The organism is Nostoc sp. (assembly GCF_036917975.1).
Lineage (GTDB): Bacteria > Cyanobacteriota > Cyanobacteriia > Cyanobacteriales > Nostocaceae > Nostoc.
Genome location: NZ_JBALEJ010000014.1, coordinates 166,423 through 187,742, shown reverse-complemented (window position 1 = coordinate 187,742; position 21,320 = coordinate 166,423). Strand labels below are relative to the sequence as shown.

The window sequence follows — 21,320 nt, the reverse complement described above, 5'->3', positions numbered from 1 at the left end:
GAGTGCTGAGTGCTGAGTAGTAATAAGTATGATTTAGTACTCTACTCTTCAGAACTGAGAACTCTGGCCTCAGCTATTTACAATATTCATAACAAAACAATTGTAGGGTGAGCATTGCCCACCCTACTTCATAACTTAGAACTCAAAACTCAGCACTCAGCACTTAGTAGGTTTCTACGTGCCAGCGATGGGCTTTCTTGAGTTCCTTCTGGTAAACACTCCAGGTTACGCCTTCTTTAGCAGCAGCAGTTGTTAAGGCTGCATCAATACCTTCTTCCATACCTCGCAAACCGCAGATGTAGGTGTGGGTTTTTTCATTTTTAATCAATTGCCACAATTCATCAGCATGTTCTGCTACGCGGTCTTGGATGTACATCCTACCACCTTGGGGATTTTTTTGTTCGCGGCTGATGGCAGCAGTCAGACGGAAGTTCTCAGGATATTTTTGTTGAATTTCTTCCAGTTCTTCCTTATATAAAAGGTTTGGAGTTGTGGGCACGCCAAATATTAGCCAAGAGAATCCTTTAAATTGGTATTCTGGATTAGCTGCTCTTTCTGCATCTTTAAACTGACGCCACAGATAAGCCCGCATCGGCGCAATACCTGTTCCAGTTGCCAACATGATGACATTAGCTTCGGTATCTTCGGGTAACAACATTTCCTTACCCACAGGTCCAGTAATTTTTATGTCTGCCCCTGGTTCTAGGAAACACAGGTGTGTAGAGCAAACACCGTAGACTGTTTCGCCAGTTTCTGGGTGCTTGTATTCCAATTGGCGGACGCATAGTGATATTGTCTTATCATCCACATCATCGCCATGACGAGTTGAGGCGATGGAATAGAGTCTAAGTTTTTCTGGCTTGCCGTTCTTGTCTAATCCTGGTGGGATAATCCCAATACTTTGACCTTCTATATACTTCAAATCACTGCCAGATAGGTCAAATTTAAGGTGTTGAACAATGCCAATACCACCTTCTTTGACTAGCGGTTCATTAGATATTACCTTGCCAATAAACGGAGCATTGGGACGGTAAGTGTTAACAGGAACGTCACCTTGGTCTTTTTTCGCTTTCGCTTGAGTCATGGTGTTGCCTTTCTTGTCCTTGTTCTTGAGCTGTTCTTCAGCTGGTGGTTTAGCGAAACCTTTGGTTTCACTATGAGCATTTACAGGTGTGGCTTTACCATTCCCTTCACTGTTAGCAGTTTCCCCAGATGTAGCTAACTCGCTGACTTCGCTTGTAGCATTCCCAAGTGAGGCTTTACCATTAACTGGCTGTAGCGCAGTTACAGGCTGGATGCTAACAATTGTGCCGCCTAGACGAGTGATACGTCGCATTTCTTGATTCATGCGGTTGTAAGGCACTCTGATGAACACACTGCCACTTTTCCGAATTGGGTAGTTAGTTTGATCGGTTTCTTCACTCTGACGCAAACCCACTACTTCATAAAGGAAGATGCGGCTACCTAATTCTGTGTTGGCAGCACCCTCAACAGCACCTTGATTGTACATTCGTTCTACCACTCCGATAATTTACTTAACCGTTTTTCAAAAAAAAACTATTCCCCTACCTTGCCAGCTTTAGTTTACCGGATTTTCGTTTCACAAAACTGGAGAAAGAAGGAAAAACGGCATCATTAATTTAATGCCTTGCTAAGTACACTCACCAAAGACATGCAGGCATAGCAAAAAACACACCTGTTCACCTTCTAAGGTAAAGGATAAGTCTTGGGGAGAATGTTAATAATGAGTCAATTTAATCTTTTTTTCGTTAACTACCACCCCCATTAGGGAGATAGCTTTTTACCTTATTACTCAACGAGTAACTTACAATAGTAGATATTGCTGGAGAGATGCTTTAATTAGAAAAAGCTACCGCTCTGTTTACTTACCTCCGAAAGTTGCCTTGTGCTTGCCTATTTCAAGAGTTGAAATCGAAAAATCCAAATCCCGAAAGGTTTTCTCCCGATTGATTTGACTTCTCTAAATCTACTATTCTACCAGCATATTGTTTAGCTATAGTTCATAACCCTTCTATGGATAACTACATGGATAGGACAAATCTCGCTACAGACATAACCATGATTTAAGCAACTATAATTAGTTTCACTTGATGTGAAAAATCTGTCAACCTCTATCAGTACCTTGCCATAACACCAACACTTCTATTTGAGCCTATCCATAAATTTACAGGCAATAATTTGACTAGTGCAAGTTGTTGACTCATTCGTTGGATAGATTTTGGCTGTGAATAGCTCAAGCATTGTCAAGCCGGAATTACAATTTAGGAAGATAAAAAAACTCGCTGTCAGAGTAAATTATACCTTATCTACTTGATTAGATAGAGCAAAAAGTAGCAGAATGACAGCGCTGCAATACTTACGGCGATAGCGATCCCCATTTTTAAATTAACAACTAAATCAACAAAATCATTGATAAATCACGTTAATTCTTCTTGAGGGCAAATCTTGTATGGGATACCCCCTTCTGTTAAAATCAAATATACCACTAGGATTAAATACTTACCGGCACCAACATTCAGGCTAGTCCGGCGAGTAGCAACTTATTATTTTGTTGTCTACGCGTTTGGTGTCTTATAGATGTGCTAGGTAGCAAGAACGCAGGATAAACCAAAAGAGGTAAACTCCTGGCTTCGGAATCTGCTGTGTGAAAAATTATTGACACAAATTTAGTATTTTAGAGGAGATTTATGACAAGTAAGCCGGAACGCGTGGTACTGATTGGAGTAGCCGGAGACTCTGGATGCGGTAAATCTACGTTTTTGCGTCGTTTGATAGATTTGTTTGGTGAAGATTTAATGACAGTCATCTGCTTGGATGATTATCACTCCCTGGATCGTAAACAGCGCAAAGAAACAGGGATAACGGCACTAGACCCCAGGGCGAACAATTTTGACTTGATGTATGAGCAAATTAAAGCGCTCAAAAGTGGTCAAGGTATTGATAAGCCGATTTACAACCACGAAACTGGCTTGATTGACCCGCCAGAGCGGGTAGAGCCGAATCACATTATAGTTGTTGAAGGACTGCATCCTTTATATGATGAGCGGGTGCGATCGCTAATCGACTTCAGTGTTTATTTTGACATTAGTGATGAAGTCAAAATTGCCTGGAAAATCCAGCGAGATATGGCTGAACGTGGTCATCGCTACGAAGATGTTTTAGCGCAAATCAATTCCCGCAAACCTGACTTTGAAAAGTTTATCGAACCACAAAGAGAATTTGCTGATGTAGTTCTCCAAGTATTACCCACAAACTTGATCAAAAACGACACCGAGCGTAGAGTCTTAAGGGTACGTATGCTCCAGCGTGAAGGTAAGGAAGGCTTTGATCCAACCTATCTATTTGATGAAGGGTCAACAATTAATTGGACTCCCTGTGGACGCAAGCTGACCTGTTCTTACCCTGGTATGCAGTTGTACTATGGTTCAGATGTTTACTACGGCCGCTATGTCTCAGTACTAGAGGTAGATGGTCAATTTGACAACTTGGAAGAAGTAATTTACATCGAAACCCATCTCAGCAATACATCCACCAAATATCAGGGTGAATTGACTCACTTGTTACTCCAGCACCGCGAGTATCCAGGTTCCAATAATGGTACTGGTTTCTTCCAAGTGCTTACAGGTTTGAAGATGCGTGCTGCCTATGAGCTTTTGACAGCTACGGAAGCAAAGTTAGCGGTTCAGGTTTAAAGCAGCAGTGTTTGTGTCAAAGCTTGTGGGGACGCTTCCGGGTGTCCCCTTTTTTTGTGTTATTAAATACATTTTTCCTAAAAAAGAATCACCATATATTTATATTATTTACGGATATTTACCTTATGGTTAGTGGTTTTTATCAATATCAAAAAGATACTAACGACTGAAGTATAAATATTGTTATGATTTCATAGAATTAGTAGTTGAACTAAATACTCACATTTAGTCAACGAAAAAACTCTCGATGGAGGAATTTCCTTTGTCTCGTCGATATTTATTTACCTCGGAGTCAGTCACCGAAGGTCATCCAGATAAAATTTGCGATCAGATTTCTGATACTATTCTAGATGCCCTATTGACACAAGACCCTAACAGCCGTGTTGCTGCTGAAGTAGTAGTTAACACTGGTTTGGTGCTAATCACTGGTGAAATAACCACCAAAGCCAATGTTAATTTTGTCAATCTCGCCCGCAAAAAAATTGCCGAAATTGGCTATACCAATGCCGATAATGGCTTTTCTGCCAATAGCACCAGTGTTCTGGTAGCTTTAGACGAACAATCACCTGATATTGCTCAAGGCGTTAACACCGCCCAAGAAACCCGCGAGCAAGATAGTGATGAACAATTCGACAAAATTGGTGCGGGCGATCAAGGTATAATGTTTGGTTTCGCTAGCAACGAAACGCCAGAACTAACACCATTGCCCATCAGTCTCGCGCATCGCATTGCCCGTCGATTGGCAGCAGTCCGCAAGACGGGTGAATTGCCATACCTGCGTCCTGACGGCAAAACCCAAGTAACTGTAGCTTACGAAGATGGACGCCCAGTAGGTATTGATACTATTCTGATTTCTACCCAACATACAGCTACTATTGGGGAAATCACAGATGAGGCGGCTGTACAAGCCAAAATTAAGCAAGACCTCTGGTCAGCAGTGGTCGAACCTGTTTTTGGCGATATTGACGTTAAGCCTAACGATCAGACACGTTTTTTAGTCAACCCCACTGGCAAATTTGTCGTTGGTGGCCCTCAAGGCGATTCTGGTCTGACAGGACGGAAAATAATCGTTGATACCTACGGTGGTTATTCACGGCATGGTGGCGGCGCTTTTTCTGGCAAAGACCCCACGAAGGTAGACCGTTCTGCTGCTTATGCGGCTCGCTATGTGGCAAAAAATATTGTCGCCGCCGGATTGGCAGACAAAGTTGAAATCCAGCTATCCTATGCGATTGGCGTAGCACGACCAACAAGTATCCTTGTGGATACCTTTGGTACTGGCAAAGTGGATGAAGAAACCTTACTGGAATTAATCAACAAGCACTTTGAACTCCGTCCAGCCGGGATTATCCATGCTTTCAACTTACGCAACTTACCAAGTGAACGAGGCGGACGTTTTTATCAGGACGTCGCGGCTTACGGTCATTTTGGGCGGGCTGATTTAGACTTGCCTTGGGAACAGACCGATAAGGCCGAGTTGTTGAAGCAAGCAGTAAAAGATTCACTTTCGGCAGTAGTTGCTCAGGCAGTGACTTAGACTTATAGGCTACTGCAAAAACTTAGTTTATCTACGTGAGGGTATTGGCAACTTGACAAGTTACCGATGCCCTCATTTTTTAGTAACCACCTGAATATCGAAACGCGATAAATCGCGTCTCTACATCTGGTTTTTTTTGGCTTAGGGACTTCCAAGAAATAAATAAACGAACCACAGAGACACAGAGAACACGGAGGAATAAGGAAGAGAGAGTTTCTTGAGTATTTTTTTATTTGGAAGTCCCTTATCTGAAGTGTGTTGCGCTATCAGCCACTCGTACAGAATACCAAACTGAATTCTGACTCCTGAATTGTTCTTGATAAAACTACTACTTTGTCAAGCTAGACGCCCCGACAACAGATGAATCTGTTGCAAAGATTTTTGTCAAGGGTATTACGGGTTGGTGATGGCTTTTGGTTGCAAAGATACAGATTGCCCGTTAACTGACAATGCTGTAGCTTCTAAAATCTGTCCGTAACGATTGCGAGTGCCGAATCCTTTGGCTTGAATTGTGTTTCCGATGTTCGCCATACTGGTTAGCTGTTCACCTACATGGGGCGGGAACTTGACAATTGTGCCATTAGAAATAATAACGCCGTTAATTTCTCCTCGATGTCCCACCAACCAATTTTGAGCAGTTCCCTCCGCAGATAAGGTACTGTAATTGTTTAAGTTGGGAGGTTGGGGCGCGGTTGTGGGAGGTTGTTCAACTAAAGTCTGTCCAGTTTGAGAATTGGTGATGCTTTTGGCTCTCACTTCCTGTCCGAAGCGAGTGAAAAAGCCAGGATTGCCAAGAATGCTCACTTTCGTGTTTGGGGTAATTATCCCCACTAAACTGTCCGCCATCTGGGGAGGGAATTTTACCTGTAGCCCGTTATTGAGTAATAGCCCATCCACCTTACCTTCAGGGTTGAGAAGATACTGTTTTACTTCTCCAGTGAAAGTGGTTCCGGCTGCGGGGGGTAATCCTGGTGGGGGTGCTGGGGGAATCTCTAGAGGATTAGCATTGGCTAAATTGGCACTTGGGAGATTAGCTTCTAGCGATCGCCCTTTTGGTGTAGCATTACTAGCAACAGTATTGTATGTCCAAAAACCGAAAAGTGCGATCGCTGCTCCGATGCCGCCACTAGTCAACATTAACTTTAACTTGCGTTGGCGATCGCGCTCTCGGATTTGCTTGGCTTGAATCTGCTGTATTGCTTGTTGAATCACCTCTGGCGGAATTTGTACTTCTGCCCCAGCCTGCATAATCTCTTCTAAAGAATAATCCTGATTTTCTTGGGCATACAACTGAGCCGCCAAGGCAAAAACATCGGGAGCAATTTCTTTCGGAATGCGAACTTTGGAGTTATTCATCTGCTTTAACTGAATTTAATCGCTAACCATAACTGTAAGAGTGCAAAACTCGTGCCATAGATACAAGACACTCGCTAGTTAGTAAGGCAGGATGAAGATTAGGGACTTCCAAATAAAAAAATATCCCAAAACTGACACAAAAATCCTCTCTATTTCTCTTCTCTCTGTGTTCTCTGCGTCTCTGTGGTTCGTTTATTTGGATAATTTATTTCTTGTAAGTCCCTTAACAATTCAAAATTCAAAATTAAAGACATTACATAAGGGGATTTAAACGCCGACTGAAATGGGTGCTACATGTAGATTGCAGGTTCTTAAACCCTTTAATTTACGATAAGCGACTGAAATTTGGCATAGTTTTTGCATTTTGTTGTAACTCGGAACCCTTATTCCATGCAACCTATTGTGTTACCTCAACGTTGGACACTGCGGCGACAGCTAACAATCCTCAGCATCCTTTTTTTAGGTTTAAGTGGAGCTGCTTTGTGGTTAGTGGTACAACTATTTCAAAGTCTGGAAGGTGCTGTTGTTGCCAGAAATCAGAGAGAATTAGCTTTTGCCAACACCAGACTAATTAAGCTGTTTTGGGAATCAAATTCTGGGCAAACAGCAAAGTCAGGTAAGCCGTTGGCGGAACTCTCAAACGAAGCTCTAACTGCTTTTCCAAGGGTAGAAGGGGGATTTTATCTGCTGCAACAAGACCAGCTTTTAGGCTATGCCTATCCTACCCACGGTGGCCCTGTTCCCAAAAAAGATATTCCTCCTGCTGAACAAGACACAATTTTGCAATTGACTCGGAGAGCCACAAGCCAAGGTTTACCCCAAGAATTAGTGCTGCATCCCGGTCTTGATATCTTGATAATGCGTGCTGATCCTCTACCTTTGTGGGGTGCGGTGTGGACGATGAAACGTATACCTCATTTAGAAGATAGCAATCAAAACGTTTTAAGTGTTTTCGTGGTTTTAGGAATTTTAGTTGTAGGAGTTTGGACTTTTTATATTGCCTTACAACTTCAGTGGGGAGTGCAGCGACTCCAGCAAAGTATTAAAGCAATGGAAGAGGATAAAGCTTCCCTAATTCCTCCGCTACCGGCAGAAATGGGACTATTGGGAACTGCAATAAATAGTATGCAATACCACCGCCAAGAGTTAGAGCAGCGCTTGCACCGTGTTGAGCGCTTGGCTTCTCTGGGACAATTGGTAGCGGGGGTAGCTCATGAAGTCCGCAATCCCCTAGCTAGTATGCGCCTCAACTTGCAATATACAGAACGACAATTAAAAAAGCAGGGAATTACGACTTTACCGATCGCTAGTTTACTAGAGCAAGTAGACCGTTTAGAGATGCTGGTGCGACGGCTATTGTATTTTGACCAAAATCAGCAAGAAGAAATGGTAATTTCTTCCTTAGAAGCGATCGCTTCTGAATCAGTTTCTCTATTACGTCTCAAAGCCGAAGAACAGGGAGTAACGCTTTTTTATCGCTCTGCTGCTGAACCTTTGCCCCAAGTACCACTACGCCGCCGGGAGTTAGGACAGGTGATGGTTAACTTAATCTTAAATGCCATCCAAGCTAGTCCACCGGAAAGTGAAGTAGAGGTTGGTGTAAGCCAAGAGCAAGACTACTTAGTGACTTGGGTAAAAGACACTGGCGCAGGTTTAGCACCAGAAGAACGCGATCGCATTTTCGATCCTTTTTATTCCACAAAACCTCAAGGAACAGGTTTAGGTTTAGCCATTAGCCACGAGATTGTCACCAGACATGGAGGGCATATTGATTTGAAATCTCAACCGGGTTGCACCGTTTTTAGCATTTACTTACCGAAGAATCACAACGATGGCTAAGATTTTGATTATTGATGATGAAAAAGCTTTGCGTCAAGCGATGGCGCAGATTTTAAAAGATGAAGGCCACGACGTTGTAGAGGCAGGAGACGGAGAGCAAGGACTGAAGATGATTCAACAAGATACCACATCTCGTCCTGACTTGGTATTTCTAGATTTGAAAATGCCCAAAACTCAGGGTAGTGCTGTTTTAAAAGCTTTAGGTAGTAAAACTCTGTTTGAACTGCCAGTAATTGTGATGACAGCTTACGGGACAAGTCGTACAGCCATTGAAGCTATGCAATTGGGAGCTTATGATTACTTAACTAAACCCTTCGATTTAGAAGATTTAGTCAACTTGGCGCAAAAAGCTTTAGCTCATTCCCAAGCATCAGCCGAGCAAATTGGTGAAGCAAATATCCAAAATCTCGGACAGCCAGAAGAACTGTTGGGGCGATCGCCTAAAATGGCAGAAATCTTTAAACTCATTGGTAGACTTGCCCAAGGAAACACCACAGTTTTGATTGTCGGCGAATCAGGTACAGGCAAAGAGTTGGTCGCTTCCACACTACATAATGCTAGCCCTCGCAGTCGCGGCCCTTTGGTAAAAGTTAACTGTGCAGCCCTCCCAGAACATTTATTAGAAGCAGAATTATTTGGTCACGAAAAAGGAGCTTTCACCGGAGCGAATCACTTGCGAATTGGTCGTTTTGAACAAGCCAATGGCGGCACAATTTTTCTGGATGAAGTCGGAGAATTGAGCCAGATAATTCAAGGAAAATTATTGCGAGTATTACAAGATAAATCCTTCGAGCGCTTGGGTAGTAACCAAACCAAAACTGTAGATGTCCGCATTTTAGCTGCCACCAATCGGAATTTAGAGCAATTGGTACGCCTCAATCAGTTTCGAGAAGACCTCTACTATCGCTTTAATGTAGTACGAATTGAACTACCACCTTTGCGCGATCGCCCCGAAGATTTAGAACAACTTACCCAACATTTTCTAAGTTCTATTGCCCTAAGAAACGGAATTAAAAATTTAGCAATTACCTCAACCGCCCTAGAAAAGCTCAGAGATTACGCTTGGCCAGGAAATGTGCGAGAACTGCAAAATACTTTAGAGAGAGCAGCAGTTTTTTCTGGAGGAAGAACCATCCTTCCAGAACATCTCATTTTTAATCAAGAACATCAGATGAATTTGAACTTAGAACAAGCGATAAATCAGTTAGAAATAAACTTTATCCGCCATGCTTTAGCACTTTATCCCCAAGAACCCCACAAAGCATTAGGAATTTCCGCCGAAAGCTTTGAGCAAAAAAAGAAACAATGGAATTTATAGCACTTAACCATTTTTCCTACTCTCTGTGTCCTCTGCGCCTCTGCGGTTCGTATCATGAATTCCTTAAACTCCGCATCTACACTAGAAACACACCTAGAAACTCAAACCGTTATTTACCCAACCCTACAGTACTTAGTTCGCTTCTTACCGTGGGATAGTAAACGAATATTCGACCATCTTCGAGAAGAATGTAAACACAATCCATTTATAGTAGAAAATTCTGATTTCCACACCAGCGAAGCACTTCTAGAGGATATTCTACCTCATTGGTACAGTCCCATCGCCCAGGAATTAAGCCTAAGTGAGCATCTTCTCGGACAAATATCAGCTTTATCAATCCCATCAAGACAACGTGAAGCCTTAACCTATCTAACTCAATGGTTATCCAACTCCGGTTACTTAGAAGAAACTCCAGAAGTTTGGGCAGATGGTAGTATCTGGAATGCCAAAGAATTAGAAGCTGTTGTGCCTATTCTCCAAAATTTAGAGCCACCTGGGATTGGTACACGTTCCCTGCAAGAATGTCTATTAGTACAACTCAAAGACCAGCCTGAAAGTTTAGCTTTTCTACTAATTAAAAATTATTTAGAAGACATAGCAAATTGTATTGGTAATACTTCCGAGTCAAAGCAAAATTGTCAAGTACTATTACAAAAGCTGCATCAAAATCACCAAAATATTAATGTTGACATTGAGAAAATCACCAATGCTATTCATGAAATTCAAGAATTAGAACCCCGTCCCGCCAGAAACTTCGGTGGTAGCGATGCTCCCATCGTCACCCCTGATTTAAAAGTTGAGCTAATAGCTGGAAGTTGGCAAATTTCTTTAGCTTATGAAGTCAAACAACGTTTTTGTCTAAATTCCGAAGCCATTAAGCTTTTGCAGGAATCACCAAAATCAAGGCGAGATACCCAACAACTAGAAGCATTATTACAAAAAGCTAGAAATTTACTCACAGCTTTGCAACAATGGCAAGAAAATCTGCTCAAAGTTGGTCAATTTTTAGTTGAGCGCCAGCAAGCTTTTTTGCAGAGTCGGGATAAATTAGACTTAGTATCTACCCCTCAGCAATTAGTAGCTCAATCGGTAGGACTTAGTAACTCTACAGTTAGCCGGATTGTGCGGGGACGGTATATATTAGTTTGCAATCAACACAGTCGGATAATTCCGTTGCATTCACTATGTGTTCCCGTAGGAGTAGGCGGACGTACTCCTCAACAAATCCAACAGATGCTATTACAGTTAATTGCAGAAGAATCACCCGCCAATCCTTATACTGATGAACAATTAGCCCAGCTTTTGAAAATCCGATTTTGTCTCCCAATCACTCGCAGAACAGTCACAAAATACCGTAAAATTTCCGGGATAAAGTCATCACATCACCGCAAGTTGACTGATAAAAAGATGAGAAGCAAGAGCAGGAAGCAAGGAAGTCTCTTGAAATATCAAAGTTGAGCCTTTGAGCTTGAACGTTGAGCCTTTGAACCTGAACGTTGAGCCTTTGAACCTGAACGTTGAGCCTTTGAACCTGGAAGTTGCACCTTTGAACCTGAACGTTGAGCCTTTTAGCCTCGAAGTTGCACCTTTGAGCTTGAAAGTTGCACCTTTGAACCTGGAATTTGAGCCTTTTAGCCTCGAAGTTGCACCTTTGAGCTTGGAAGTTGAGCCTTTGAGCTTGGAAGTTGCACCTTTGAGCCTGAAATTTTAAGTTTGATTGTTGACACATGACAAATGACCAATGACCAATGACCAATGACCGAATTTTAGATTTTAAATTTTGGATAATGGAATTGTTGGCGAAGCCTCTCGTAGAGAAGATTCAAAATTCAAAATTTAAAAAGGTCTCAGAGCAAGCGAATTTAAACGCGAGAATAAATCTAAAATCCAAAACCTAAAATTAAATTACAAGCCCCTGACTTCAGGCATGGGGTAAATCTAAAATCTAAAATCTAAAATCCAAAATCTAAAATCCAAAATTGTGTGACTAATGACAAATAACTAAATCCAAAAATAAGCCAGGATAAGAGTCACGACAGTTAACGGTAGACCAAAACGCAGATGTTCCCAGAATGACAATTGATAACCAAGTTTTGCGACAGCCTCAGCAACAATTAAATTAGCAACTGAACCTAACAAAGTGAGATTACCTGCTAAGGTAGATCCTGCTGCTAATAGTAACCAGGTTCTTGTGTCTGGATGGGGAATTAAATGTTGTAGTAACAAGACTGCTGGAACATTAGAAACTAAATTTGAAAGGAGAGCAGTAATTCCTAATATGCTCAAGGGAGTATAAACTAAACCGCTAAATAAATTCAATATTCCTAATTTTTCTACTCCAGCAGTAACAATAAACAGTCCAGAAAACATCACCAGTAAATCCCAATCCACTTTATTTAAAACTCGTTGCGGTTTGATTCGCCTAGTAATGAAGAGTAAACCAGCAGCTACAAATGTTGCTTGGGCTGGAGGTATCCCAATTAAAAATGCAATTAATAATCCTCCGGTGATCAATAGGCTTTTAGTCAGTAACGGTTTAAATATGCGGTAACGCACGGGGGTTACACTCGGACAAGATTTAGTAGAACGAACATCAGGATAAAGCCACCACAATAACCCAATTTGGATTAACAAACTTACTAATGCGATGGGAGTCAATGCTTTTGCAAAATCGAGATAGCTGATACCAGAGAAGGAACCAATCAAAATATTTTGCGGATTACCACTTAAGGTAGCCACTGAACCCAGATTAGTTGCTCCCGCCAAAGCAAGTAAGTAAGGAATCGGATTGAGGTTCAAAGTTTGGGTTAAACCGAGAACCAAAGGAGTCAAAATTAGAGCGATGGTATCGTTCAGAAAAAAAGCGGAGAGAATTCCACTGCCGAAAGTTAAAACAATTAGCAAACCCAAAGGGCTGCGGGTAAAGTGTGTAACTGTATCAAGGGTTAGTTGAAAAAAACCAGCGTAAGCTAAATTTGTGCTGATTACCATCATGCTAAACAGGAAAATCAGCGTTTTATAGTCTATGGCTTGCCATGCTTCTTTCAGGTCTAATACCCCGAAAGCCATCAGCAAAGATGCACCAACTAAAGCAATACTGGCTCGGTTCATCCGCAAACCAGGGATATATCCTAAACCCAAACCTATATAAGTCAGCCCAATGATGATGTATCTGAAAACAATCATGATTTCGCTAGATTATTTTGAGGTGATGCCTTTCTATTAACTCCTGTTTTTGTTTCAGGTACACAGAACCAAAAAACTGCTAAAGCCACAACTGCGTAGGCATAGCCCGCCGCAGGCATCGCTGCTAAAATCAAAAAACCAACATTATAACCAGCACTTTTAACCACAAATCCAGCTAACACGTTGCTCAAACCCGCACCAATGCCAACCGCAGTATTGAGCATCCCTTGGGTAACATTAAAGCGTCCCGTGCCTTTAGTCAAATCAGCTACCATCAACACCGAAAGCACACCAAAAATCCCGCCTGCAATACCATCCAGAATTTGCACAGAAACGAGAAAATAAGGATTGTCCGAAAGTGTATACAGCACTCCTCGAATCGGTAAGACGGCAAAGCCCAGCAAAAATATGGGTTTTCGGGCTGTATGTGCGAAACGCCCAGCCAAGTTAGATACTGGAATCATGACTAACTGAGCCACAATGATACAAGCAGATATATAAACTGTGTCACTTGCCCCTTTACCCTGTGCTAATTCTTGACCAACTAGCGGTAACATAGCAGCATTGGCAAAGTGAAACAGAACTACTGCAACAGTAAAGAATAAGATTTTGCGATCGCTTAATAATTGCAATATGCCTTCATTGCGCTGCTGATGTTTTTCATTATCTTCCTCTTTGCTTTCTTCGCCCTCTTCACCATCTCCACGCGCTAATTCGTGGTCAATCTCTCTTTCACGAATCATCCTCACTGAAATAATACTGCCTACAGCCATAGCTGCAACCAGGAAAAATATTGCCTTGCGGGCAATAAAGTAACCCACTAAACCAGCGAGAGTGGCAGCTAGCAGATTACCTGCATGGTTAAATGTTTCATTACGACCTACCCGCCTATCTAATCTCTCATGTCCTACAAGTCCCAGAGTAATAGCAGCAATCGCAGGTGGAAAAATTGCAGCAGCAATCCCAATCATAATCTGAGAGCCGATGACAACAGGCAAATTGGGGAACAAGCCGATAGCAATACAGCCGATAGAAACAAACACAGCCGCCAGTACAATCAACATCCGTTTTTGACGTAGCCTGTCAACCAATGCACCGGCTGGTGTTTGAGCAATAACTGTGGCAATTGCCGAAGCTGACATCGCCATGCCAATCTGAGCAGGGTTCCAATTTGCTGAAGCTTTCAGGTAAATACTCAAATATGGCCCAACACCATCGCGCACATCTGCGAGAAACACATTCAAGTAATCAAGCGATCGCAAACTCTTACTACTCGGTCTTCGCTGTTTTTGCATAAGTCTTTAGTGATATTTTGTCAGCTATGGAGAAGTCAAAATACTCTTATGCAAAAATCGTGCCAAATCAATGGGCATCTGGCTGCATCTAGCGAAAAAACCCTCTTTGTGCTAGATACAACTTACGCAAGTAATAGCCGAAACCCTGATTTTCAATTAGATTTAATGGGAATAGTAAATATTTTTAGATTTTGATTGCACTTTTTTGTGTGGATAAGCTGTTGCACCTGCAAATTGCATCACAAGCATGATTAGGCAAAACCTGTAATATTCTCTCCCTTGCTCCCTGCTCCCCTGCCGCCTCAATGTGCAAACTATAATCACAACAGCTTATCAGTGCGATCGCAAAAAGAAACCCCTCTGCTTTTGCCATAGTAAAGTGATTACAAGACAGAGGGGTTTCATTTATCTTAATATTTTTCTAGAAGCAGGTTTTAAGGATAATTCTGGCAACAAAAAACTAGTTTATTTAATTTAAAACCCGCCAAAACCGATGTTGTGTTGATTTTAACCTGGCAACTTAGTTAAGGCTATTTCCAATCGGGAATGATGGGGCCGTTGGAATCTTCTCCACCAATACCGATTCCAGTGTTAAATATTTCTGCATCGGTAAGGTTGAGATCGTTCATTGATGCTTGATACACATTAGAATCCTGAATTGTAGCGCGAGTAAAATTTACTCCGTTGAGATTGACTTGCTTCAAATTCACATTGGTTACATAAGCAGATGTTAGGTTAGCACCTGCCAAGTTTGCACCAGTTAAGTCAGCACCTTCGAGGTTAGCTCCTACCAGGTTTGCTCCTTGAAGCTTTGAGCCTCTCAAGTCAGCACCAATCAAATGAGCGCCACTGAGGTTAGCTCCCGATAGATCGCACTTAACACATTCCCCAGTTGAAAGCAGCTTTTGTAAATCCTGTGGATTCTCAGCTCTAACCGAGCTAGCAAAAAATAGGGGTGTTGCTAAGGCCATGGCCGCTAATAGCTGGAGTTTCATAATTTTCCCCCTTAATAATCAAGTTGCGTCCGTTCTGTCCCTCACAACTCTATTATCTCACTAAACTTCGTGAGGTCAATCTATCTTGTGACAATCTATCTCCTGACAGGTTTATTGCGATCTGAAAGAGAATATAAAGTAATGTCACAAACACCATTAATTCTGATTTATGGCGATTTTAGCTGATAATTCCTCAAAAAAAGCCAGTATTAAATTACTATTAAATCTTTGGAAAAGCTGGATTTATTCACCATAGTTGGGTTGATAAGTATTTATACTTTATAAATTGATGGTTGAGCTTCATTCCTCAGAAATTCTCGCATATACTGATTAACCAATTCCGGCTGTTCTTGCTGCACCCAATGGCCACAATTAGGAATGTACTTGATTTGAAAATTTCTGACATAAGCTGCGGTGTTGTAAGTAAGTTCCTTGCCAAGTGCAGTGTCATTTTCTCCCCAAATCATCAGTGTTGGCACTTCCAAAACGCCCCAACTTGGATTTAGCATTCTCTGCTGAAAAATATTGCGGTAATAGTTCAACATTGCTGTGAGGGCACCGCGTTTTGCAGCAGCATCTTTGTACGCGTCAATATCCGCTTTAGTGAAAGCACTCTTGTTAACTGCTGTACCTTTAAAAATTGTTTCAATTGCTTGATAATCTGAAGATTGTAAGAATAATTCTGGCATCCAGGGTAATTGAAACAGGAAGATGTAGTAACTACGTTGCAACTGTGGAAGAGTGCGTAAGCCTTGGGCAAATTTGGCAGGATGAGGCAGGTTAAGAATAATTAATCGCTCTACCATTTCGGGATGAGCATAAGCAAAAGCCCAAGCGATCGCACCGCCCCAATCATGTCCAACTAAAACACATTTTTGGTATCCTAAGGCTTTAATTGCTCCTGCAACATCTTTGATAAATTCATCCATTACATAAGCAGATTGCTCATTTGGTTTATCACTATCGTTGTAGCCACGCAAATCAATGGCGACGACTTTAAAATCTTGAGCAAATTCTGGTATTTGATGCCGCCAAGAATACCAAAATTCAGGAAACCCATGTAACATCAACATTAAGGGGCCTTCACCTTGGGTAACGTAGTGTAGCTTCACCCCATTAGTAGTTATATAATCGTGTTTCCAAGTCAGTTCTATTACAGACATGTGTTGTATTTTTATTCGTGATGGTTATTGTGTTTAATTTTGTTATTCAAAATATCTTTTAAAAGATAGGTTGAAAATTGCAATTCACCTTTAGATAGATATTGATAATAAATAAACACAGTTTCATAAAAATACTAGAATATATCAACCTGGATTAACAAAATGCCCTTTATAAAAGTTATTTAGGGACTTCCAAATAAAAAAATATTCAATTAACTCTTGTGGGGTGGGCGACACGAGAGCCAAATTATGAACTGGGCGGGCATGGAAACCAACAGTTAAGCTGAAACGAAACTCCTTTAAAACCTCGTTTCCAGCCTCCGGCTGGAAATGCAACTCAAAAGCGGCTCTGCCGCGAGTCTTGAGGCAGCAGCCCCAAAGACGAGCATTCCCAGTCTCCGACTGGGAACGAGGCAAAACGAGGCAAATCAAGGTTTTGAAACCCAGGATCGGTAGCTTTTGTTTGTGTAGACGCGGTTTCTAACCGCCCGTTTCACGCAACTCTCTTCATACATCACGCGCTTTGAAAAAATTATAGATAGCAAGGGCAATGGCTAAAAGCAACACTGCATGAATTAAGTTTCCGGCAATATGAAGTGCCAGTCCTAATGCCCAAAAAGCAACCAGTACAACAACAATGCCCCAAATTATACTAAACATATAATATTTGCTCTGATTCAAGTAAGTTTTTATTTGCTTATATACTTTACTCCTAACTTGACTTTAATTCTATTTATCTTCAGAGAGGTATATAACTTTAAATCGTCGCTCTTGAGAAAGAAAACTAATTTAACTCAGTTTGGAAAATAACTGAGGTCAGGTTGCTTCTCTACGATGTCGCAGACAAGGCTTGCTTTCTTGTCGGGATACGCCATTGGTTAAGTTTGTTGATTTGTTCACAATTCTTCATTTTTAGATTGCAATTTCAAGATATAAAGAGTTTTTTGAGCAGTAATACTCACCGACTTATTTACAATTCTTGACTTTCAATTTTTCAAGTAAAGTTTGTTGTCTTTTAAATTCAATAGCCCCGCTCAACTGTTAGTCTTTTAATTAATGAAAGCAAAGGTTTGAGCGTAATTATATGCGTCTCAATTGCTTAACAAAGCTTAAAACTTCGATAATTAGCGTTAATTTTATAGCGATTAGTTAGTTCTTCAGGAATCTCCAAGAGTTGACATTCACCAAGTACACAACTTCCACAAACCGAACTCCCAAACCCGATGATGAATCATTACTCACTTCAATGGATTGAGGCATGGTGCCAAGAGAATGGCTGGACAGATTTGTTTGTCGAGCGACGTAATAACTTCTGGGCTTTCCCTCCGGGTGGGGTAATGCCAGAACCGATTCCAGTTCATGCTCTCAGATTGATTAAAGCCGAAAATGGGCTGACTTTTGAAGAACAATTGTGGTCAATGTCCGCAGTGATTGGCACAATTTTAGCTGTTTTTTTTACCTTTTGGTTTCAGTCGCCGATGCCCTTAGTTTTAGCTTTCGCTTTGAACGCCGTTACGGTGGCTCAATTTGAACTTGAAGATGCCTAAATTATTATTTTGGGTTTTGCGATTAAAAACTGCTCTTGTCTACTTTCGGCAAGAGCAGTTTTTAATTTAACAAGAAAGAATTCAGGAGTCAGGAAACAAAATTTAATTCTGAATTCTGTACAACTCTCTACCTCTGCAAAAAAACAAGCCACGCGCAGCGTCTCGTAGAGAGCATCTTGATTATGACCGGAGCCGGAGAAGCTCCGGTTCCGCTTCTGAATTCTGAATTCAATGATTTGTATAGCAAATGTCTAGTACAACACGGCGTAAATAAACCACCCATTCAAAATCAATGAAACGCTTACGCTGTATTAATTTTGAATTTTGAATTCCGCCTTGCGGTACTAGTCTATTAGGACATAACAATTAGAAATCACTAGCACCTCAAATCAACTAGCAGGTACAGCTACCTTTGCGTGTTTGTTAACGTAGTCCACAAATAATTGCTTCAATCGGGGACTAATACCAGCGTGTTCAAAGAATCCAAAACCAAGACTCTTAGCTTTTGCTAGGGTTTCTTCTGGTGTTAATCCTTCCTGAATAGCGATACTTAAGAGCGCAATTCCAGTTGAGCGCATCCCAGCTGCACAATGTACAACTGCTGGTTTAGGAATTTGTTCGAGTGTCGTGAGGATTTTGGTAATCACCTCTTCATTTAAATTTTTTAGATCCACCTTGAGTGGAACATTTTGATAATACAGCCCTAATGCTTCTGCTATTTTTTGCTCATCCTTAGAAAATCCTAATTCATCAGGCGATCGCAAATTTAGAACAGATTTAAAACCTTCTTGAATAGCTTGCTCAAGCTGTTTCGGTATGACTTGTCCTGTAGTTGTTAAATTTTCGTTAATCTGTATGGCGTTGATCACATTCACTCCTTTTGACTTCCTAATGTCTTCCAGCTTGGTTAATACTCTAAGGGAGCAAGCTTTGAGAATATATTCAAAATAAACACCGCAAAATTAGCCAAATATCACAAGATATTGTTTGATTACTTCAAAATTAGTCTTTTGAAGCCGATTATTTTATTGCTTTATCCATAATATACGGTTTGCCGATAGGTTTACTGGTAATTAGAACTTATTATACTTTATGCAGATAAAATTACCGTAGATTATATTTCAGTAGCTATACTATTGGGCAGGTTGGAGGAGCAACTGAATCAAGATTTTCGTGAATAAGGGTATAAATAATGACTAGTATAGAACAAATTCCTTCTCTATGCATTGGAATAGTATTGTTCCCAAATTTGACACAGTTAGATTTCACGGGGCCTTATGAAGTCTTTGCCAAATTGCCAAAGGTGCAATTATATCTGCTAGCGGAAACACTCGAACCAATTCGGAGCGATCGCGGCCTCACCTTTTTACCTGACACCACCTTTGCTCAAACCCCAGCCTTAGATGTGTTATTTGTGCCAGGAGGCCCAGGTATCAATGCCAAAATGGAAGATGAAAAGTTTCTCAACTTTCTCAAAACCCAAGGTAAACAAGCCCGCTACGTTACAGCTGTCTGCACTGGTTCTTTGCTGCTGGCGGCGGCGGGGTTACTTCAGGGCTATCGCGCCACTACTCACTGGCGATCGCTGGATTTGCTTGAGATGTTGGGAGTTGAGACAGTTACAGAAAGAGTTGTCATTGATCGCAATCGAATTACAGGCGGCGGTGTGACAGCTGGCATTGATTTTGGGTTAGCGATCGCTGCTGAGTTATTTGGGGAAGCGATCGCCCAAGGAATTCAACTAGGAATCGAATACAATCCCCAACCGCCCTTTAACAGTGGTTCTCCCCAAACTGCCCCGGCGGCTGTACTTGCTCAAGTTACTGCTGCGAGTCACAATCTTCAAGAAATCAGAAGGCAAATTGTCCAGCGAGTTGTGACTCAATTACAAACTACTAATATCAGTTAATTTATGTGTTGCGATTTTATTTGGAAGTCCCTTTTCCGTAGGAGTATAAAATCTAAAATCCAAAATGGTATAATCTGAATGCCAGTCCTGAACCTATGAGTGCTAACGAAATCTCTCTTCGACCTGCCCAGGAAACAGATGCCTGGGTGCTGAGTGCAATTCATATTGCTGCTATCAAAGCTCTGCCTGCAACTTTTTACACCCAAAAAGAACTTTTAGCTTGGCGTAATTACCGCAACAAAGCTGATGGTTCAAATATCTTGAAAAGTATGAAAGCGGAAACTTTCTGGGTTGCGATCGCGGGAGATGCTGTTATAGGTTTTGCTAGCTTCATTGTTGATGAACTAATCGGGCTGTACGTCCATCCTAAATATCAAGGAAAAGGGATTGGCCGTGCTTTAGTTCAACATTTTTGTGAAGAAGCAACTGAGAAAGGTGTAGATAAGGTAATTACAACTGCTAGCCTTTATGCTGAGGGGTTTTATTTACGACTGGGATTTACTGCCATTGAAAGAGCGCCTCATTATTTAAGAAGTGGCATAGTTGTTCCAGTTACTAAAATGAGTAAAATATTAGCTCCTGCACCAAAATCAATTTGAGAGGGTAAAGATTTTCAAGAACTTTAAAAATGCTGGAATCAAGATTATTTTTTCCCAAGTTACGACCGCTTTTTCTACATAACATATTATTGAAGTAAGGTACTTGCCAGCATCAATGCATAAAACCATCCGTTCATCAACTCTTACCCGTACACGTTTGATAGAAGCTGCTTTGCAGGTATTTGCTAGTTTAGGTGTTCAAGGAGCAACTACCCGTGAAATAGCCCGTGTTGCTGGTGTGAATGAGGTGACTTTATTTCGCCACTTTGCTAGCAAAGAACAACTTCTGGGAGCAGTAATGAAAAATGCTTTGGCACTCCAGACAGAAGCCCTTGCACATCCCGAAGCCTGGACACAGGATCTAAAAACTGATTTAAGACAGTATGCCTATCTTTACAATACAATGCTAGAGGCACAGGAAGACTTAATTCGTACCTTCATTGGAGAAGCCAAACGTCATCCTGAGGCAGCCAAACAAGTGATTCAAGAAGCTGCCAAGCCATTAGGGGAGAAACTGGTAGCTTACCTGCAATCGAGTCAGAAACGAGGCACTGTCAAAGCAGACCTCGATCCATTTCCCGCAGTCGATATGTTTACAGGAATGCTGTTAGCTGGAATGCTGTGCCGCACTGTCAAATTTAATCAAGGCAACTATAGCTGTGAGAACTATATCGAAACCTGTGTAGATATTTTTGTGGGCGGTATCAGTACTAATCCTCTGTAAGTTGTGAATGCAGATGTCAGCCATGAGCCAAATTAGATAATAGACATCTCCAGAAATTAAATATGCGTTACCTAGAACCCTTGTAGAGAAGTAGCAGTGCTACGTCTCTACGTTCTTTTTCGGAGATGTCTAATTTATC

At 41.4% G+C, this 21,320-nt stretch carries 20 protein-coding genes; 11 read left to right on the top strand and 9 right to left on the bottom strand.

Going from position 1 to position 21,320, the window contains the following annotated elements:
- Positions 1 to 163: 163 nt before the first annotated feature.
- Positions 164 to 1,510, bottom strand: coding sequence for a ferredoxin--NADP reductase (gene petH / locus V7K76_RS05585; RefSeq protein WP_334774829.1), 1,347 nt, complete (start codon positions 1,508 to 1,510; stop codon positions 164 to 166).
- 1,198 nt (positions 1,511 to 2,708) lie between these two features.
- On the opposite strand from petH, the gene V7K76_RS05580 reads away from it, so the two are divergent.
- Both V7K76_RS05580 and metK read left to right on the top strand, forming a co-directional pair.
- Positions 2,709 to 3,713 carry a phosphoribulokinase gene (locus V7K76_RS05580; protein ID WP_334774830.1) on the top strand — a complete coding sequence of 335 codons (1,005 nt, stop codon included), beginning with the start codon at positions 2,709 to 2,711 and terminating at the stop codon, positions 3,711 to 3,713.
- 262 nt (positions 3,714 to 3,975) lie between these two features.
- Positions 3,976 to 5,250, top strand: coding sequence for a methionine adenosyltransferase (metK, locus tag V7K76_RS05575; RefSeq protein WP_334774831.1), 1,275 nt, complete (start codon positions 3,976 to 3,978; stop codon positions 5,248 to 5,250).
- Positions 5,251 to 5,643: 393 nt separating this feature from the next.
- Here the strand turns inward: metK and V7K76_RS05570 are convergent, their stop codons facing one another.
- Positions 5,644 to 6,606 (bottom strand): hypothetical protein, encoded by a 963-nt coding sequence (locus tag V7K76_RS05570; RefSeq protein ID WP_334774832.1) that lies wholly within the window; start codon positions 6,604 to 6,606, stop codon positions 5,644 to 5,646.
- Positions 6,607 to 6,996: 390 nt separating this feature from the next.
- Between V7K76_RS05570 and V7K76_RS05565 the strand changes: the two genes are divergently transcribed.
- The 4 genes from V7K76_RS05565 to V7K76_RS05550 are packed head-to-tail and all read left to right on the top strand — an operon-like array spanning position 6,997 to position 11,474.
- Complete coding sequence (locus V7K76_RS05565) at positions 6,997 to 8,445, top strand: sensor histidine kinase (RefSeq protein WP_334774833.1); 1,449 nt, start codon at positions 6,997 to 6,999, stop codon at positions 8,443 to 8,445.
- Entirely contained in the window at positions 8,438 to 9,763 is a 1,326-nt protein-coding gene (locus V7K76_RS05560) for a sigma-54-dependent transcriptional regulator (RefSeq protein ID WP_334774834.1), read from the top strand. Before V7K76_RS05565 ends, V7K76_RS05560 begins: the two co-directional genes overlap by 8 nt.
- A gap of 54 nt (positions 9,764 to 9,817) precedes the next feature.
- Positions 9,818 to 11,221 carry an RNA polymerase factor sigma-54 gene (locus tag V7K76_RS05555; RefSeq protein WP_334774835.1) on the top strand — a complete coding sequence of 468 codons (1,404 nt, stop codon included), beginning with the start codon at positions 9,818 to 9,820 and terminating at the stop codon, positions 11,219 to 11,221.
- A gap of 4 nt (positions 11,222 to 11,225) precedes the next feature.
- Positions 11,226 to 11,474, top strand: a complete 249-nt coding sequence (locus V7K76_RS05550) for a hypothetical protein (protein WP_334953837.1) — start codon at positions 11,226 to 11,228, stop codon at positions 11,472 to 11,474.
- A 290-nt stretch (positions 11,475 to 11,764) separates the two neighbouring features.
- Here V7K76_RS05550 and V7K76_RS05545 read toward each other — a convergent pair whose 3' ends face one another.
- The 5 genes from V7K76_RS05545 to V7K76_RS05525 form a co-directional block, all read right to left on the bottom strand.
- Positions 11,765 to 12,949 (bottom strand): anion transporter, encoded by a 1,185-nt coding sequence (locus V7K76_RS05545; protein ID WP_334774837.1) that lies wholly within the window; start codon positions 12,947 to 12,949, stop codon positions 11,765 to 11,767.
- Positions 12,946 to 14,244: an MFS transporter gene (locus V7K76_RS05540; protein WP_334774838.1), complete on the bottom strand. Its 1,299-nt coding sequence runs from the start codon at positions 14,242 to 14,244 to the stop codon at positions 12,946 to 12,948. The genes V7K76_RS05545 and V7K76_RS05540 overlap by 4 nt, the downstream gene beginning before the upstream one ends.
- Positions 14,245 to 14,428: 184 nt before the next feature.
- On the bottom strand, positions 14,429 to 14,617 hold the full coding sequence (locus V7K76_RS05535) for a hypothetical protein (protein ID WP_334953836.1): 189 nt from the start codon (positions 14,615 to 14,617) through the stop codon (positions 14,429 to 14,431).
- 157 nt (positions 14,618 to 14,774) lie between these two features.
- Positions 14,775 to 15,239 (bottom strand): pentapeptide repeat-containing protein, encoded by a 465-nt coding sequence (locus V7K76_RS05530; RefSeq protein ID WP_334774839.1) that lies wholly within the window; start codon positions 15,237 to 15,239, stop codon positions 14,775 to 14,777.
- Between the two features lie 272 nt (positions 15,240 to 15,511).
- Entirely contained in the window at positions 15,512 to 16,402 is an 891-nt protein-coding gene (locus V7K76_RS05525) for an alpha/beta fold hydrolase (RefSeq protein ID WP_334774840.1), read from the bottom strand.
- A 330-nt stretch (positions 16,403 to 16,732) separates the two neighbouring features.
- Between V7K76_RS05525 and V7K76_RS05520 the strand changes: the two genes are divergently transcribed.
- Positions 16,733 to 16,858 (top strand): hypothetical protein, encoded by a 126-nt coding sequence (locus V7K76_RS05520; protein ID WP_334774841.1) that lies wholly within the window; start codon positions 16,733 to 16,735, stop codon positions 16,856 to 16,858.
- Between the two features lie 51 nt (positions 16,859 to 16,909).
- On the opposite strand, the gene V7K76_RS05515 is transcribed toward V7K76_RS05520, so the two are convergent.
- Complete coding sequence (locus V7K76_RS05515; protein ID WP_334774842.1) at positions 16,910 to 17,062, bottom strand: lmo0937 family membrane protein; 153 nt, start codon at positions 17,060 to 17,062, stop codon at positions 16,910 to 16,912.
- A gap of 563 nt (positions 17,063 to 17,625) precedes the next feature.
- On the opposite strand from V7K76_RS05515, the gene V7K76_RS05510 reads away from it, so the two are divergent.
- Positions 17,626 to 17,949 (top strand): hypothetical protein, encoded by a 324-nt coding sequence (locus V7K76_RS05510; protein ID WP_334774843.1) that lies wholly within the window; start codon positions 17,626 to 17,628, stop codon positions 17,947 to 17,949.
- 389 nt (positions 17,950 to 18,338) lie between these two features.
- Here the strand turns inward: V7K76_RS05510 and V7K76_RS05505 are convergent, their stop codons facing one another.
- Positions 18,339 to 18,818 carry a beta-lactamase hydrolase domain-containing protein gene (locus V7K76_RS05505; RefSeq protein WP_334696283.1) on the bottom strand — a complete coding sequence of 160 codons (480 nt, stop codon included), beginning with the start codon at positions 18,816 to 18,818 and terminating at the stop codon, positions 18,339 to 18,341.
- Between the two features lie 323 nt (positions 18,819 to 19,141).
- On the opposite strand from V7K76_RS05505, the gene V7K76_RS05500 reads away from it, so the two are divergent.
- The 3 genes from V7K76_RS05500 (at position 19,142) to V7K76_RS05490 (ending at position 21,181) form a co-directional block, all read left to right on the top strand.
- Entirely contained in the window at positions 19,142 to 19,858 is a 717-nt protein-coding gene (locus V7K76_RS05500) for a DJ-1/PfpI family protein (RefSeq protein ID WP_334774844.1), read from the top strand.
- Between the two features lie 95 nt (positions 19,859 to 19,953).
- Entirely contained in the window at positions 19,954 to 20,457 is a 504-nt protein-coding gene (locus V7K76_RS05495; RefSeq protein ID WP_334774845.1) for a GNAT family N-acetyltransferase, read from the top strand.
- Positions 20,458 to 20,572: 115 nt separating this feature from the next.
- Positions 20,573 to 21,181 (top strand): TetR/AcrR family transcriptional regulator, encoded by a 609-nt coding sequence (locus V7K76_RS05490; protein ID WP_334774846.1) that lies wholly within the window; start codon positions 20,573 to 20,575, stop codon positions 21,179 to 21,181.
- The last annotated feature ends 139 nt before the right edge of the window (positions 21,182 to 21,320 follow it).

What these genes read in the sequence shown, in the direction of transcription:
- V7K76_RS05560 (WP_334774834.1), top strand. Translation starts at nt 8,438, where the DNA reads ATGGCTAAGATTTTGATTATTGATGATGAAAAAGCTTTGCGTCAAGCG.
- V7K76_RS05515 (WP_334774842.1), bottom strand. Translation starts at nt 17,062, where the DNA reads ATGTTTAGTATAATTTGGGGCATTGTTGTTGTACTGGTTGCTTTTTGG.
- V7K76_RS05545 (WP_334774837.1), bottom strand. Translation starts at nt 12,949, where the DNA reads ATGATTGTTTTCAGATACATCATCATTGGGCTGACTTATATAGGTTTG.
- V7K76_RS05520 (WP_334774841.1), top strand. Translation starts at nt 16,733, where the DNA reads ATGCAACTCAAAAGCGGCTCTGCCGCGAGTCTTGAGGCAGCAGCCCCA.
- V7K76_RS05530 (WP_334774839.1), bottom strand. Translation starts at nt 15,239, where the DNA reads ATGAAACTCCAGCTATTAGCGGCCATGGCCTTAGCAACACCCCTATTT.
- V7K76_RS05540 (WP_334774838.1), bottom strand. Translation starts at nt 14,244, where the DNA reads ATGCAAAAACAGCGAAGACCGAGTAGTAAGAGTTTGCGATCGCTTGAT.
- V7K76_RS05535 (WP_334953836.1), bottom strand. Translation starts at nt 14,617, where the DNA reads ATGGCAAAAGCAGAGGGGTTTCTTTTTGCGATCGCACTGATAAGCTGT.
- petH (WP_334774829.1), bottom strand. Translation starts at nt 1,510, where the DNA reads ATGTACAATCAAGGTGCTGTTGAGGGTGCTGCCAACACAGAATTAGGT.
- V7K76_RS05500 (WP_334774844.1), top strand. Translation starts at nt 19,142, where the DNA reads ATGACTAGTATAGAACAAATTCCTTCTCTATGCATTGGAATAGTATTG.
- V7K76_RS05555 (WP_334774835.1), top strand. Translation starts at nt 9,818, where the DNA reads ATGAATTCCTTAAACTCCGCATCTACACTAGAAACACACCTAGAAACT.
- V7K76_RS05495 (WP_334774845.1), top strand. Translation starts at nt 19,954, where the DNA reads ATGAGTGCTAACGAAATCTCTCTTCGACCTGCCCAGGAAACAGATGCC.
- V7K76_RS05510 (WP_334774843.1), top strand. Translation starts at nt 17,626, where the DNA reads ATGATGAATCATTACTCACTTCAATGGATTGAGGCATGGTGCCAAGAG.
- V7K76_RS05525 (WP_334774840.1), bottom strand. Translation starts at nt 16,402, where the DNA reads ATGTCTGTAATAGAACTGACTTGGAAACACGATTATATAACTACTAAT.
- V7K76_RS05565 (WP_334774833.1), top strand. Translation starts at nt 6,997, where the DNA reads ATGCAACCTATTGTGTTACCTCAACGTTGGACACTGCGGCGACAGCTA.
- V7K76_RS05490 (WP_334774846.1), top strand. Translation starts at nt 20,573, where the DNA reads ATGCATAAAACCATCCGTTCATCAACTCTTACCCGTACACGTTTGATA.
- V7K76_RS05580 (WP_334774830.1), top strand. Translation starts at nt 2,709, where the DNA reads ATGACAAGTAAGCCGGAACGCGTGGTACTGATTGGAGTAGCCGGAGAC.
- V7K76_RS05570 (WP_334774832.1), bottom strand. Translation starts at nt 6,606, where the DNA reads ATGAATAACTCCAAAGTTCGCATTCCGAAAGAAATTGCTCCCGATGTT.